This is a genomic window from Prevotella heparinolytica (genome assembly GCF_004342845.1).
In the GTDB taxonomy this organism is placed as follows: Bacteria; Bacteroidota; Bacteroidia; order Bacteroidales; family Bacteroidaceae; genus Bacteroides; species Bacteroides heparinolyticus.
On the sequence record NZ_SLXB01000004.1, the window covers coordinates 24,069 to 40,403 of the forward strand.

General features: G+C 46.3%; 10 protein-coding genes and 1 pseudogene. 9 read left to right on the forward strand and 2 right to left on the reverse strand.

Annotated elements, in window-relative coordinates:
• The first annotated feature begins 36 nt into the window (after positions 1-36).
• On the forward strand, positions 37-1,644 hold the full coding sequence (gene pckA, locus EV202_RS03515) for a phosphoenolpyruvate carboxykinase (ATP) (protein WP_131925473.1): 1,608 nt from the start codon (positions 37-39) through the stop codon (positions 1,642-1,644).
• Positions 1,645-2,053: 409 nt separating this feature from the next.
• On the opposite strand, the gene EV202_RS03520 is transcribed toward pckA, so the two are convergent.
• Positions 2,054-2,623: an RNA polymerase sigma-70 factor gene (locus EV202_RS03520; RefSeq protein ID WP_106069536.1), complete on the reverse strand. Its 570-nt coding sequence runs from the start codon at positions 2,621-2,623 to the stop codon at positions 2,054-2,056.
• 308 nt (positions 2,624-2,931) lie between these two features.
• Here EV202_RS03520 and EV202_RS15235 point away from each other — a divergent pair.
• The 8 genes and pseudogenes from EV202_RS15235 to EV202_RS03560 all read left to right on the forward strand — a co-directional run.
• Positions 2,932-3,088: pseudogene (locus EV202_RS15235) on the forward strand (IS982 family transposase); the annotation flags it as partial.
• Between the two features lie 171 nt (positions 3,089-3,259).
• Positions 3,260-4,000 (forward strand): Lin1244/Lin1753 domain-containing protein, encoded by a 741-nt coding sequence (locus EV202_RS03530; protein WP_131925475.1) that lies wholly within the window; start codon positions 3,260-3,262, stop codon positions 3,998-4,000.
• A 207-nt stretch (positions 4,001-4,207) separates the two neighbouring features.
• Complete coding sequence (locus EV202_RS03535) at positions 4,208-5,143, forward strand: FecR family protein (protein WP_106069534.1); 936 nt, start codon at positions 4,208-4,210, stop codon at positions 5,141-5,143.
• 422 nt (positions 5,144-5,565) lie between these two features.
• Positions 5,566-8,742, forward strand: a complete 3,177-nt coding sequence (locus EV202_RS03540; protein ID WP_234878235.1) for a SusC/RagA family TonB-linked outer membrane protein — start codon at positions 5,566-5,568, stop codon at positions 8,740-8,742.
• A gap of 19 nt (positions 8,743-8,761) precedes the next feature.
• Entirely contained in the window at positions 8,762-10,624 is a 1,863-nt protein-coding gene (locus EV202_RS03545) for a RagB/SusD family nutrient uptake outer membrane protein (RefSeq protein ID WP_131925478.1), read from the forward strand.
• 36 nt (positions 10,625-10,660) lie between these two features.
• The gene (locus EV202_RS03550; RefSeq protein ID WP_106069531.1) at positions 10,661-11,131 is read left to right on the forward strand and encodes a DUF5018-related domain-containing protein; all 471 of its coding nucleotides are present in this window, start codon (positions 10,661-10,663) and stop codon (positions 11,129-11,131) included.
• 508 nt (positions 11,132-11,639) lie between these two features.
• A complete protein-coding gene (locus EV202_RS03555) occupies positions 11,640-13,466 on the forward strand; it encodes a right-handed parallel beta-helix repeat-containing protein (RefSeq protein WP_131925480.1) in 1,827 nt (608 codons plus the stop codon).
• Positions 13,467-13,591: 125 nt separating this feature from the next.
• Complete coding sequence (locus tag EV202_RS03560; RefSeq protein ID WP_131925482.1) at positions 13,592-14,239, forward strand: nitroreductase family protein; 648 nt, start codon at positions 13,592-13,594, stop codon at positions 14,237-14,239.
• Positions 14,240-14,350: 111 nt separating this feature from the next.
• On the opposite strand, the gene EV202_RS03565 is transcribed toward EV202_RS03560, so the two are convergent.
• Complete coding sequence (locus tag EV202_RS03565; protein WP_131925484.1) at positions 14,351-16,327, reverse strand: RagB/SusD family nutrient uptake outer membrane protein; 1,977 nt, start codon at positions 16,325-16,327, stop codon at positions 14,351-14,353.
• Positions 16,328-16,335 lie beyond the last annotated feature (8 nt).

Below are 16,335 nucleotides of genomic sequence, written 5' to 3' on the forward strand. Positions count from 1 at the left end.
AAACCAAAATACCAAATTTTAAAATCTTAAAAAGAAATGGCAAATTTAGATTTAAGCAAGTACGGTATCAAAGACGTGAAGGAGATTATCCACAACCCGTCTTATGATGTATTGTTCGCTGAAGAGACCAAGCCGGGTCTGGAAGGCTTCGAAAAAGGCCAAGTAACTGAACTGGGTGCTGTGAACGTAATGACGGGTATCTATACCGGACGTTCTCCTAAAGATAAATTCTTCGTGATGAATGAGGCCAGCAAGGATTCTGTATGGTGGACGTCAGAAGAATACAAAAACGACAACAAACCTTGCTCCGAGGCAGCTTGGGCCGACCTGAAGGCTAAAGCCGTAAAGCAATTGAGCGGCAAACGTCTGTTTGTGGTCGATACTTTCTGCGGAGCCAACGAGGGCACTCGCATGAAAGTGCGCTTCATCATGGAAGTGGCATGGCAGGCTCATTTCGTGACCAACATGTTCATCCGTCCCACAGCAGAAGAGCTGGCTAATTACGGAGAACCCGATTTCGTATCGTTCAACGCCTCCAAAGCAAAAGTAGACAACTACAAGGAACTGGGGCTGAACTCCGAAACAGCTACCGTATTCAACTTGAAGACCAATGAACAGGTTATCCTGAACACTTGGTACGGCGGCGAGATGAAGAAAGGCATGTTCTCCATCATGAACTACAAGAACCCGCTTCGCGGCATCGCTTCCATGCACTGCTCTGCCAATACCAACAAGGAAGGCACCGACTCTGCCATCTTCTTCGGCCTCTCCGGTACGGGCAAGACAACCCTGTCTACCGACCCGAAACGTCTGCTCATCGGCGACGACGAGCACGGATGGGACGACGAAGGCGTATTCAACTACGAAGGCGGATGCTATGCCAAGGTCATCAACCTGGATAAAGAAAGCGAACCCGATATCTATAACGCCATCAAGCGCGACGCCCTGTTGGAGAACGTAACTGTCGACGCCAAAGGCAAGATTGACTTCGCGGACAAGAGCGTGACAGAGAATACCCGTGTCTCTTATCCCATCAATCACATCGAGAACATCGTTAAGCCCGTATCCAAAGGTCCTCATGCCCATCAAGTAATCTTCCTGTCGGCTGACGCATTCGGCGTATTGCCTCCGGTATCTATTCTGAACCCCGAACAGGCTCAGTACTACTTCCTGTCAGGCTTCACCGCCAAACTGGCCGGAACGGAACGTGGCATCACCGAACCCACTCCTACATTCTCCGCTTGCTTCGGTGCCGCTTTCTTGAGCTTGCACCCCACTAAATATGCGGAAGAATTAGTGAAGAAGATGAACAAAGTAGGCGCCAAGGCATACTTGGTAAACACCGGTTGGAACGGTAGCGGCAAGCGTATCTCCATCAAAGATACCCGCGGCATCATCGACGCCATCCTCAATGGTTCTATCGACAAGGCTCCGACAAAGACTATTCCTTTCTTCGATTTCGTAGTTCCTACTGCGTTGCCGGGTGTCGATCCGAAGATTCTCGATCCTCGCGACACGTACGACTGTGCTTGCAAGTGGGAAGAAAAAGCAAAAGACTTGGCCGGTCGCTTCATCAAGAACTTCGCCAAGTTTACGGGCAACGCAGCCGGTAAGGCTTTGGTTGCTGCCGGTCCGAAACTCTGATAGAAGCGGATTATATATTTTTAGGCGACTTCCGGTATCGGGAGTCGCCTTTTTTTCTTTTGAAAACAGTTGTTCGTTAAACCTACCCAACCTGCCATTATGATATCTGAGTTCGGGATAAGAAGTACGTGGGTGCCTGCCGCCACAAAGGCTCGGTAGCGGTCAAACGCCCCATCTTTAGCGAAAAAAGAACTGCCTGTCCCGAGTTTAAGTATTATGACAAAAAATATTACATATATTATTTTTAAACAACAGTTCTGAAAAATAGGAGGAAACACGATTGGAGATTGGCCGTACACTTAATACATTCTGCTCCAAGAGGGGATAATTTCAAATTCGGATTTATAGAAGAGGGAGGAGTAAGCGAATATTCAACCGTCTTGCATGTAATAAATTAAACAATAATTTATTACATGAAGAATAGTATGAAGAGCATGTGTTTCAGTGATTTTTTAAGCAACCGTATGGCTTTTGCCATATGATATTCGACACCCTTGACCGACATGTTCATTATCATCGCTATTTCACGATGAGTCTTTTCTTCGAAATGGTGCATGATAAAAATTCTCCGCGTCACCTCAGGCAGCTTTGCCAATGCCCGTTGCACTTGTTCCTGAATCTCCTTAGACAACAGTTCTTGGGGATTGCAGGCTTCCAGCGTGGCTATCTGTATGGACAATTTCCATTCTTCATGTTTTTGCATCTGCTCCGAAAGCATTTGGTCATAGCGACGGTTGCGCAGATAGTTGAGGCATTTGTTTCTGATAGCAGTAAAAATATATACGTATGGTAGAGACAGCGATTCTTTCTCGCCGTTTATTCTTGCCCGGTTTTCCCAATAATACATCATCGATTCCATTACGATATCTTCAGCCGCCATTTGATCGTCGACATACGTAGAAGCGAAATGGATGAATTTAGACTGATATTCGTTAAATATCTTATTGAATAAGGCTATGTCGGAATTTGTTTCTATCATTTTGTATTTTCATCTTTTTTATTTTAAGCATTCGCATGGGGGAAAATTTGGTTCGGTTATTGTCCCTCAAAAAGATAATAGTTTTTTCTCTGCTTTTAAGATAGAAACTACAATATTAAAGTTTTTTTCAGGAAAAGCCAAATGGTTGTTTCTTTTTTTATTTTCAGCCTCCGTTCAGCCTTGTCGGACCAAACAATTACGTCAGTTCGGGATAAGAGAATGGTAATAAAAGTTGGTATCCCGTTTATTTATCGTAACTTTTAGCCTCTACCGCCGAGGGGTATAAACATATTCGGCACCGTAAGGGACGTATGTCCGATAGCGAGATTATGACGATCCTGCTGTGCCGTCATTTCGGGACTTTCTGCAATACCAAGCATTATTATCTGTTTTTTTATCAAAGGATATTTGAGGAGTTATTTCCCAACCGCAGTACCCCGCAACCGCTTTGTGCAACTTGAAGCCGCGGCACCATCCCGAACTGACGTTTTTTATGAAATGCCCGGTTCGCGGTGTTTTATCGCCCCTACAGTATGTTCTGAGGGGGATAAAATGCCGTGAACCGGGCATTTGGTGCATTTGCATTTCGGGCTTTCATGTATTAACTTTGCGGTTGCAAATCAAACACGATACAGTATGGAAAATTTTTTCTGGTTTAAACACCGCTTCAACCTGAGCCGCGACAGCAGGCTCTACAAACTCATCGACGAAGAGGGTGCACGGGGCTACGGCAGCTACCTCTTCATTCTCGAACGGCTTTACAGTCAGGAGTCCGGTAGGCTTTTCATCGGGCAACTGAAACTGATACAGCAGAAAGGATTCCCGCAGGCTTATCTCGAAAAAATAGTCCGGAACTACGGTCTGTTCGTCATCGAGGACGATATGTTTTCATCGGCCATCGACTATTTGGGCACTTCGCGGAAGAAAGCGGAAGTGTCAAAGAAAAATACTACCGAGAGAGGAGCGGAAGAAGAGGAGGCGATGGCGGATAGGATGAAGATTGCCGAAGAAACAGAACCGATGCCCGAAGAGACAGCGCCAGTTGTCGAAGAAGCAAGCCCGCTTGTAGAAGAGGACGGGGATTTTCGGGCGGCAACTTCTCTTGCCGCTGCTGTGGAAGTGTCCGAAGCTTGCGCGGAGACTCCGGACGAACTTGTAGCCGACTGCCTGCCGGCTCGCAGTCGGCAAGCAGTCCGGAAAGCGGTAAAAAGCAGGATAACACGCAGTGTCTTAGGGAGTTATCGAACGGACCTCCCTCGCCGCACGAGAGAAGAGAAGAATAGAGAAGAAGAGAAAAGAAAATACCTCCTCTATATAATTCCTCCTCTTAAGGTGGAGGAGGTGGAGGAACGCCACACCGTATGCGTCGTAACGTGAGGGCGCAACGGGTGCGAGGTGTGAGATTGCAGACGGTGAAGTGCGGGCTTACGGAAGCTGAAGTGCGGAGTTGCGGACGATGAAGTGTGGAGGGGGTGAGGGAGATGAATGAATTGAATCATACGAACATTTCTTTTAATGTTTTTTAAATGGGGGAAAGCGATGCTGATGTGCTTTATATAAAGAAACATTCAAAAAAATGCCCCGATGTATACAAATATAGACCGAGAAATATTATTTCGATTCTTCAACCGCACCGCCACCAACGAAGAAGAAAACAAAATTCGTGAATGGGTTGAAGAAGCGGATGAAAATTACCGATTATTGCTCGAAGAACGCAAATTCTTCGATGCCGTACTTCTGCATGGGGATGTTTCGTATAAAAAGCAATATAGCAGAATCCCTTTACGAAAAATAGCATTGAGAGTTGCCGGTATAGCTGCCGTGGTAGCACTCACCATTGCCCTTACTACTTTGAATTTGGAACAAGGCCTCCGAGAGGCTCCGCTGAATAAGATTACGGTGCCGCAAGGGCAACGGGTGAATTTAACCCTTTCCGACGGAACAAACGTATGGTTGAATACCAAAACTCGAATGGAGTATCCGCAAAGTTTCAAAGGAGCAGACAAGAGAATCGTAAGGGTGAATGGGGAAGCCTACTTCGAAGTCAGTAAAAACGCAAATCGGCCTTTTATCGTAGAAACATCCAAAGGAAAAGTCGAAGTATTAGGAACCAAATTCTATGTCAATGCTTATGAACATACCGACGACTTTGAAATCTCGTTAATCGAAGGAAGTGTTAAGGTGTTGACAGCCAATGATAATATGATTTTATCTCCCAATCATAAAGCTGTTTTGCAAAACAAAAAACTTCATTGCAGGAATATAGAAGACACGGATGCTTTCCGCTGGCGCGACGGGCTTTTTTGTTTTAAGGATTTGCCTTTCGACGAAGTATTAAAGTTGTTTGAGACTTACTATGACGTCTCTTTTGTCAAGGAGAATGAAAAGATACCCAACATAAGAATGAACGGTAAGTTCCGGTTGGTAGACGGCGTTGATTATGCGCTCCGGGTATTGCAAAAAGAAGTGCGGTTCTCTTTTAGCAGAGATCATGAAAGCAATGTTATATATCTGAAATGAAAAAAATGAATAATAACCTTAGATAATATTTTGTTAAACTTTAAATCCGAAAGCCTATGCCAAATACCCTCAATTAATGCCTCTTAATTAAAGAGCGGCAAGTACTGCAATACTTGCCGCAAGTGGAAAAGCTCTTTCACTTAAATGGAAAAGAAACCTTTATTAAACTCAAACGTAAATGTATGAAAAAAGATTCAACTGAAGATAGAACTTTAGGGAAAGTACATCCTTTTAACCTATTTTATAGAGTAATGAAAATCACTACATTATTATTATTCTGCACTTTTTGCGCAGCAGCTTCGACGGTCAACTCTCAAACGGCAAAGGTAACCATTAAGAAGTCAAATGTATCTCTCCTTGAGGTGTTGAATGAAATTGAGAACCAAACAAATTTTCTGTTTATATACTCCAATAACATTAATGTGAAACGTCCGGTTTCTGTCAATGTGAGTAACAAAAAAGTAGAAAGCGTATTATCACGGCTGTTTCCCGAAGGAAACGTAACTTTCACATTGGAGGGTACACACATTGTTTTAACCCAGACAGATACCGCTTCTCAGGCTGTGGCACAGCAAAAAGGAGAAGAGAAAAAAGTGACGGGCATTATTACCGATGAAAACGGCGAACCTATTATAGGAGCCACTGTCAAAGTAAAAGGCGGGTCTGTGGGAACGATTACGGACATGGATGGTAAGTTCACTCTTTCCGCTACCTCGAAATCGCAACTTGAAATATCCTACATCGGATATAAAACGCAAACGGTGACGGTGTCGACAGACGAGATGCTGCAAATCCGGCTGGTGGTAGATACGCAACTTCTGGACGAAGTGGTGGTGGTTGGCTATGGCACAACTTCTAAAAAGAAAACAACTTCCGCCATATCGCAAGTAAAAGCAGACGAATTGGGCAAAGTACCCGTTCCAAATATCACGCAAAGTCTTGCAGGCCGTGCACCGGGACTAATCGTACAGCAGTCCGGAGGCGGAATCAATTCCAAGGCTTCCATTTCAATCCGTGGTGGCGGAACACCGCTTTATGTCATCAATGACGTTATTTGCGAAGAACGCGATTTCCAAAACCTGAATCCGGAAGATATCGAGCAGATGTCTGTTCTGAAAGACGCTTCGGCAACCGCTGTCTATGGAGCGCGTGCAGCCAATGGCATCATCATGGTGCGGACAAAGAACGGACAAACAGGCAAAATCAACGTGGAATACAATTTTAACTATACGTTGAGCCAGCCTGCCAATCTGGCGGATAAGGTCGACTCCCACACGGCGGCTTTCTACCTAAACCGTGGTTTGCAGTACGACGGACGCACGCCTCAATATACTGATGAAGACCTGAATCTATTCAAAAACGGTACTGACCCGAAAGGGCATCCCAACACCGACTGGCAAAAAGTGACCATGCGTAACTTTGCCCCTGAAACGCGCCACAATCTGAGTTTCACCGGAGGTTCGGAAACCATGAAAATATATACAGGATTGGGGTATTACGACCAAGAATCCATTTATCGTACAAATGCCCATAACATGCAACGATATAATTTCCGCACCAACGTGGAGACATATCTGAAAGCCATCGGATTAAGAGTGGCGGCAAGTGTAGATGCTTACCTGCTCAACACCAAAGAACCGGCAACGACAAACGGACGCGGATATTATTACGTATGGTCGCATATCCAAAACAAGCGTCCTATGGAGGCAGCCTACAATCCTGCCGGACAAATATACAGCGGCACCAACGACAATCCGTTGTTAGACATCAGCAACGAAGGGGGCTACTACACCGCAAAAGAGAATTCGGTGAGAGGAAACCTGAATATGGAATGGAGTGTTCCTTGGGTAGAAGGACTGAAACTGAAAGTCATCGGAAGTTATACATTAGCCAACGATCAATACAAACAATGGGCTAAGACGGCAACTTCGTACGATTGGGAAGGCAGCCCGTCTACCACAGGCAAGCCCAATCTGAATAAATGGGTCAATCACCACACCAATTTCAATACGCAATTCTTGGCGGACTACTCGCGGACTTTCGCAAATGTGCATACTGTAGGCGCTCTGTTCGGCTTGGAAGCCAGCGGTAGCGATTACAACAACTTATGGGCGGCGCGCAAAAACTTCATCTTCGATGTCGACCAGATGGGAGCGGGGCCGAGCAGCACCATGGAAAACAGTTCGGGTGAAGGAGTGGGCGAACGCCGTGCAGCTTTCATCGGGCGTGTGAAATACGACTACAATGCCAAGTACATGGCAGAGCTCAATTTCCGCCATGATGGCAGCGATTATTTCCCGAAAGGCAACCGTTGGGGCACATTCTTCTCCGGTTCGCTGGCATGGACAATATCCGATGAGAACTTCTGGCATAATCTGGGTGCTGATAAGATTTTCGACCAGTTTAAGTTCCGTATGTCTTATGGTGAAATAGGTCAAGACTTCCTCGACCAAAACGGAGACAATGTGGCCGACCGCTACACTTACTTCACTTCTTATAATTTAAATCAACGTAGCGCATACATCGGCAGAGAATGGGTGCCCGGATTCAGTGAGGGGGCGTTGGTCAGCCCGGACATGACTTGGTACACTACCAAGGACTTCAATGTCGGCATCGATTTCGCATCATTCAATAGTCGTTTGTCTGGTTCTATCGATTATTTCGCAAAAGCAACCACCGGTTATCTGGCTACTCCATCGAACGTTGGTTATACCGCTCCGTTAGGAAAGAACTTACCGGTGGTCAAATCTAACGGAGAAAGTATCCGCCGGGGAGTTGAATTCGTATTGCAATGGAAAGATAGAATCGGCGACTGGGCATACGGTGTATCGGCCAATATGACTCTATACGATAACCGATGGAACATAAACCCGAATGAAGCCGAAACCCAACTTAAAAATCCGTATAAAAGAGGAACGCAAGTGAGCCCGTATTCCGGTAATTATTATAAGAATTTGGGTTATTACCAGAACTACGAGGACATTCTGAATTCTCCTAAGCGCAACGGTTCTGCCAATCTGATGGCAGGCGACTTGAAATATTATGATTTCAATGGTGACGGCAAGATTGACAGTGACGACCAGATACGCATGGGTGCAGGCGGAAAACCCAGAGCCAACTACGGTTTCGCTTTCGACTTGAACTATAAAGGCTGGTTCTTTAACATGCTGTGGCAAGGGGCTACCAACTACAACTTTTATGTAGACGCCATCTTGCAGGGAGGAAACAGTAATTATCTGCCCGTAATCTATGAGTTCCAAACTGACATTTGGGCACCGGACAATACCGGCTCTTTATATCCTCGCCAGCATGCTTCGGCAGGTTATAACGGAAACAATAACTTTGTAAGCAGCGACTTCTGGCTGGTTGACGCTCATTACCTCCGCCTGAAGAATATGAGTATAGGCTACGACTTCAAACACAAACTTTTGAAAAGTGCCACATGGCTCTCCAAGTTTGCCTTGTCGCTTTCCGGATATAACCTGTTAACGTTCAGCCCGGCCAACAATTATGGCTTTGACCCCGAAGCCGGAAGAGGAGACGGGTATACCTATCCCATATCGCGAGTTTATACTGTAAGTTTAACCATCGGCTTCTAAACCAATAAAGACTAAAGACATGAAAATCAATAAATACATTTTATCCCTTTGTCTCGTTTGCACAATCGGATTGCAAGGATGTGAAGACTTCTTGGATACGTATCCCAAAGAAAGTTACAGTGACAATACGGTATGGGCAAGCCAAGGAACTGTCGACGCGTTTGTTGTCAATTGCTACGGTTCTGCATATGACCCCTACTTGAATTTCTCCACATGGGACAAGACTTTTACCAATAACATGGTGAATTGCCGACATTCCTGTCCCAATGAAGCGAGGGGCTTGATGGAAAACACATATGGATGGGGATTGAACGACCGCTTCGCAGCCATTCGCAATTGTAACCTTATCCTTGAAAAGGTGGACAAATCGGAAGTTCTGAACGAAGTTTTCAAAAAACGCTATACGGCAGAAGCTAAAATGATGCGTGCCATGATATATTATGACCTTGCACGCAAAGGAGGCCGTTATATTTGGGTGGACAAAGTGCTGAACACGGAAGATGAATTCAATCTGCCGCTCACCAAAGATATAGTAGAAAGTTACAGCTATGTGCTGAAAGATCTGCGCGAAGCCATCGTCAACCTACCCGTTGAGAAAGTGGCAGGGCGCTTGAATAAAAATGCCGGGTTGGCTCTCTTGTCCGAGGTGTGCCTGACGGCAGCCGCTTATACCGACGACGCAAAGGTCTTGCAAACAGGAAGCAAGAGCTTGTATCAAGAGGCTGTCGATGCCGTGGATGCCATTGAGGATGTTTCGTTAGACAAGGACTATGAGAGTATGTTCAATCAGAACGGTGCTTACTCCTCCCCTGAAATCATTCTTGCCCGATATTGGAGTGCTGACAATACGCAAATGATGCATACCGACATGATTAATCTGGTGCCGAACCTGACGAACAGCAATCTGGAAATCAATGGTTGCGGTCCGCTGTTCAACAAACCCGACATCTTTGAGTGTTGGTTGGATCATACACCCAGCCAGAACTTGGTGGACGCTTATTTGGTTATTGATGAAGAGAGCCAAAAGGCCGTACGCTGGTATGAGTCTTCACAATTCAAGAACAATACCAAACCCATTGGTGCCGATGAAGCAATGAAAAAAATCGAGTATAAAGATGAAGCGGAATTGAAAGGAGACAGATTCAAGGCTTTCGAGACGACAACTCCCGGAAAGAGTATCAGCGACTTGATGTATAACCGCCGCGACAAACGTTTCGATGCTTCCATCATTCACGATGGTTCCGGGTTCTTGAACGAAGACATCACTACCTGTAACCATGGCAACATGAGCCGTTGGGCTACAAAACGTTATGCTGCCGACCATGTGCCTCTGACCAATTACAGTACACGCAAGTATATCTATACCGACATGGCGCCTCGCCCATTCTATAACGTATATACTGACTATCACAAAATTCTGTTCCGCTATGGAAGGGCTTTGCTGAATAAAGCGGAGGCTTTGTTGAAACTGGGACAGATAAAGGAGGCAGTCACCACGCTGAACAAAACCAGAACCACGCACGGCGGCTTGCCCGAGTCTACGGCTTCTACGGCAGAGGAGGCATGGAATGACTATAAAATAGAGCGACGTGTGGAATTGTTCTGGGAAGGCGATTTCTACTTCAGCTTGTTGCGTTGGGGAAAATATGGCAAAGAAGCCAATGACGGTAAAGAACCGGGAAGCGTAATCGACGAGTTGTGTGAACCCGCCACGTTCATCGAAATCAACAAAGACCGTACGGCGGCATTTGTGGGCATCGTGCAACAGCAGAATGATCAACGCAAATTCGATATTCGTTCTTATTTGTTCCCTATAACCAAATCTGTCATTCAAGCCAATTCGGCTATTTCAGATGCGGACCAGAATAAGGGGTGGGAATGATTTGTCTGATTATTAACTATAAAAAAACAGAAAAAGATGAAACATATAAATTACAAATGGTTGGTGATGCTGCTGTGCATACCGTTTATGACCGCATGCAACTGGGAAGAGCTTCCTGCCTATGAAGATGCCGAAATCAGTGCTGTGCAGTTCTATTTCCGTTGGGCAAGCGATAAGAAAGATCCCATCACCGGTGAGCCTGTGGTGAAAGAGCAACGTCTGAACACGACCAACAACGTGAAATCCGAAAATGGAATAATCGAAGCAACCGTAACGGTTCCCGATGCCGGGGGAGACTTTACGGAAGCCATACGTAAACAAGTTTCCACCGGTAAACTGTGGGGACAGGTTTCCGTATCGACGGCTGCCCTCATTACCCCTATCGACGGAAGTGCCGCTTTAGGTACGCCTGATGATTGGAGTAAAGAACGTAAGTTCGAGGTGATGGCTGCCAATGGGAAAAAGAAAGTTTGGACCATCAGAATCACTCAATTCAATAATGAGTAAGAAAGGTTGAGGGTCCTTGAGGATATGTTGCGAAAGCCATACTTACCTGAGTCCGGGATAGACGGTTTCTTTTGCTAAAGATGAGGGACGGTCATATCAGACTGATATTTCTTGAATGCACCGGTTTATAGCGATCGGGCAGAAAAGGAGAGATTCTTTTACGCCGCCTTCTCTCCCTCTGTTTGACAGTTGCAATCATTTGTCGTGTCAGACGCAAGTGTTCAATCCGACAGACACTTGTGCCTGATGTGACAGACACAAGTGTTTGAGCCGTCAGACACAAGCCTCTGATGTGATAGAGGTAAATGTTTGATAACCAATGTATTTCGGCTTTAAAAGATAAGCCGCCGAGTGAGGTTGTCGACCTGCTTCTTATCCCGGCTCAGGTGCTTCATAACGAATCGACCGCCGTTATCTTTTTAAAAGAGCCGGCATGGAAGATGTGGAATGAAACGTTTTTATGGCATATCCTCTTATTGAATATAAAAACAAATAGGTATTAGTTTATATGAGAACACTCTTTCTCTCCATCATGTTGCTTTTCGTATTGCCTTTGTCGGCGCAACGAAAAGACACCGTGTACATATCAGACTTCGGCATCAGGCCATACTCTTACGAGAACAGCGTTGAGAAACTTCAGCTCGCCATCAAGGCTTGCAAGGAACAGAAGGCCCGCTGGTTGGTCTTTGAAAAGGGACGTTACGATTTCTGGCCGGAAGGCGCTATACGAAAAGAATATTTCATCACCAACACTTCGACAGCGGAGGAATGTCCGTCGAAAGTGAAAACCATCGGACTGTTTTTCGAGGAGATGGATGGGCTGACTATTGAAGGAAATGGTGCTATCCTCATGTTTCACGGCAAAATGACCATGATTACTTTTGCACACTGCAAACGGATGAGGCTGCAAAATATTCATCTCGACTTTGAGCGTCCGGGAGGTTCGGAAATGATGTATACTAAAGTAGACGAGAAAGGAGTGGAAGTGACAATTCACAAAGACAGCCGTTACGAAATTGCCGACGGGCAGATACATCTATACGGTGAGGGATGGCGTTCCAATCGGAATCACTGCATCGAATATAATCCGCAAAACAAGTTCTTCTTCTATAGTAATGGATGGAGGGTTCTGGCGGCATCCAAAGCCGTCGAAAAAGCACCGGGCATTGTCCGCTTTACCACGCCTGAGGGATTCCGCCCCCAAACAGGCAACACACTGACCGTGCGCGACATCATCCGCGATCAAGTTGGCATGTTCATCTATCAAAGTCGGGACATAACCTTGGAAAATATAGATGTGCACTACATGCACGGGTTGGGCATCGTAAGTCAGTACACCGAAAACATCACGATGAACAACGTGAGATGCGAACCGCGTAAAGAGAGTGGACGCATCTTGGCCTCATCGGCCGATTTTATGCACTTTTCAGGTTGTAGCGGGAAGATCAGCATCATCGGTTGCCGATACGCCGGAGCGCAAGACGACCCCATCAACGTGCACGGCACCAATCTATGCGCCGTGCGGCAGGTAAACGGGCACACGCTGGTGTTGCGATTCATGCACGGGCAAAGCTATGGATTCGATGCTTATTTCGAGGGAGACACGGTGGCCTTCGTCAATGCCTCTACCATGGAACGGTTCGCTTGCGCCAAGGTGACGTCAGTCAAACGGCTGACAGACTATACTGTGGAGGTGAGTTTCGACCGCAAGGTTCCACGAACATTGACGTTGAACAGCGACTGTGTGGAGAATATCAGCCGTACGCCCGAAGTGGAAATTCGCAACTGCTACTTTACGCGAACCAGTACGCGAGGCACGTTGGTTACTACTCCTCGGAAAGTGGTCATAGCCGACAACATTTATTACAAAACGGGAATGAGCGCCATCTTGATAGAGGGAGATGCTAAGGACTGGTACGAATCGGGACCGGTGAAAGATGTACTGATTAAAGGGAATACGTTTATAGAATGCGCACATAGTGGCGGACCGGAAAAAGCTGTTATTGCCATCCATCCCTCCAATAGTGAAATCGACGCTAATCGTCCGGTGCATCGGAACATACGTATTGAGAACAATATATTCAAGACCTTGGGAAATCCGGTGCTCTACGCCAAAAGCACGCAAGGGCTGGTGTTCAAGGAGAACACCGTGGAGAAAGGAGATACCCTTATCTTCTCTGGAGAAAAGTCGTTATTTCACATGGTAGGGTGCAAAGATGTGGTGATTAAAGGCAACCGATTGGATAGGGAGAATGAAAAGCTTTTGATTATGGAAAAGATGAGGCGGCAATTCGTTGATATTGACTGTAAGATAAAGGTGAAGAAGCTTCCATGAGAAGTTGTGTTTCAAGAATGCCGTTACACTTACACTGCTGATATTTCACATTATTTAATCTGCTTCCGTAGACGAAAGGAATTTCTTTTTTATTAGTTTTGTGTGAATATAAAAACTTATTGACTATGAAGAATTTAAAATCAGCTCTTATGGTTACCGCTCTGTTGTATCTTTGCGGTTGCACCCCTTCGTCGAAACAACAAGAAAACGCCACTGTTGCCGATGTGACAGAGAAGAATGCCGTGATAGAAACTATTATGTCTCGTCGCAGCATCCGCAAGTACCAACCGCAAGCGGTGAACCGCGATACCATGCAGATTATTCTGGATTGCGGCATCAACGCTCCCAACGGGCAGAATAGGCAATCGTGGGAAATACGTGTAGTGGATAATCCGGAGTTCATCAATGGAATTAGCGAAGTTTATAAGAAAGAAAACCCCAAAGTTGCCGAAGATCCAAACTTCAAAAACATGTTCCGCAACGCTCCCACAGTGGTTTTCATTGCCAACGATACCTCGTACGGACTTTCGCAGATTGACTGCGGTTTGCTGGGCGAGAACATGATTCTTTCGGCTTGGTCTATGGGAATAGGTTCATGCTGCTTAGGCGGCCCTACTCGTTTCATGACCTCCAGCCCTGCCGCTGCCGAATATCTGAAGAAACTGGATATCCCGGAAGGTTACCAGTTGCTCTATTGCATTGCTTTCGGCTATCCGGACGAGACGCCGGCTGCCAAACCACGTAATGCGGCAAAAATTAAGTTCATAGATTAATTTCCTTTTATAGAGAGATAACCGTATTAAGAAAAAGCCATGCCGAAAGATATACTTTCTGACATGGCTTTAAAACTAATCCCTATCAAAACAAGTATGAATTTGTTTTTCCTATTTTGATTCGCCTCTATAGGCTTCGTTTTGGTCACACAACGGGTTCTTGATAATTTCGTTGGTAGGAATAGGCATATCCATCTTCCGGAGGTCGAAATCAAAGTCGCGGTAGGTGCGATACTCGAAGCAAGACTCCAGACCGTTGAGGAAACCTACACCTTTCGGATAGTTGTGCTCGATATGGTCTACCAAGTAGCCGGATTTCTGCATGTCGCAACGTAGGCACCATTCGGCACTGAACTCTTTACGACGCTCTTCGTTGACAGCTACCTTCCATACATCGGAAGTAAAGCCCTTGTCGGCTTTCAACTGAGTGTAGTAAGCTTGTGCATCGGGCACCGTAACAGTCTTCTCATTGAACGGGATGGGATACTCTTCAGATGATACATACTTTCCGAAACCGTTGTCTCCATAGTCCGAAGCCAGATTCTTGAAGTAACCGTTGAATTTGGCGGTGAGTTGCGCTTTCTTGCCTACTTCCAGGTTTCCGAATGCACGGTTGCGCAGTGCGTTGATTTGTGCCCAGCCTTCGGTCTCTTGACCCAGAATGAAACAGCATTCCGCATAGTCCAGCATCACGTTGGCCAAACGCTTCTGATAGATGTGAGCCGGAAGCCATTGATCGCCCGACCAGTGTGTGCCGCGACCGTTACGCCAATGCTTGGTAGAATAAACCGTCGGTGCGGGCTCTGCCGGTTCGCGGTGGAACGTATTATACCACACTACTTCTTGAGCGAAGGGATTGAAACCTATCGGGCAGTCGGGGTCGTACTTGATGACACTGACTACTGCATCTTTTCCTTCTTCGTTCTTTTCGATTTTGACAGAGCCTTTGCCTATGTATTTGGCATTGGCGGGGTCTGCCAGCCATGCTGTGGGTTTGAAGCTTTGTCTCCAGCGCAGTTTGCCGATGCGTTTCAGTTCGTCTTGAGTCATGGTAGCTGTCACCAAAGAGCCGTCGCGACGTTTGTCGCCATCTTCAAAAGCGTCATAGAGTTCCCAAGAGATGGCCATGGTTCCCCATGCACCGTTGGCGGGAGCACCGCAGTAGAATCCTACCCATCCGTGAGCTTCGGACCACTTGGCTCCGTCCCATCCACCCCATTGGTCGCCTTCGTTGAGCACTTGTTGCCAGATGGCTTCTTTGCCCCAAACTTCATCGGCGTCCCATAACGTGGTGTATGATGGGTTCAACTCATATTCTCCACTGTCTAATATCTGCTTGAAAGCAGCTTGAGCCAGCTTGTAGCATTCATTGGCTTTTTCGGGACAACGATAGGCCTTCCACATGTAGGCGTCGCCCAAATATGCAAGTGCCATTCCTTTCGTGCAACGTCCGTACTGACCGTCCATAGGTTTCCAATCCAGTAGTTCGGCAGCGTTCTTTAAGTCATCAATAATGAAGTCCCACATCTCTTCGTACGATTGGGCACGAGCCTTTTGAGGTGTGTTGGTGTAGTTCTCGCCGGTAGCCAGCATGGGCACACGGCCGAAGGTGGTTGCCAACCAGAAATATTGGTAGGCGCGGAGTGCGCGTCCTTCGCCTTCGAGCGATTTCTTGACGGGGGCAGACACCTTGTCCGCATTGCCCAGACCGGCTAAGAAGTCATTACTGCGTGTAATGGCGGCATATGCATGGTTCCATGCTTTACCCAGATTTTCTTCGTCGGCTGTCCACTTTTGTGTCATGAAGTCTTTATCCCATCCGGTGGCTTGCGTGTCCATCGTCGGGTGGCAACCGGTAAACAAGTAAGGCTTATAAGGGTCTCCGTTGTGTCCGGAGGTGTTGCTCGGCAAAACCAGGTCGTAGCATCCGTTCAAGGCTGCTTTCGCATTGGCATCGCTTTCATACATTGTGCTCATTCCCAATATGGAGTAGTGAGTCACGTTGAGGAACTCCTCGTTGTTGCAAGAGCTTAGGCCGGCCATAACCGTGACTCCGGCAATCAAACCATATAATAATTTGTTTTTCATAATCGTTA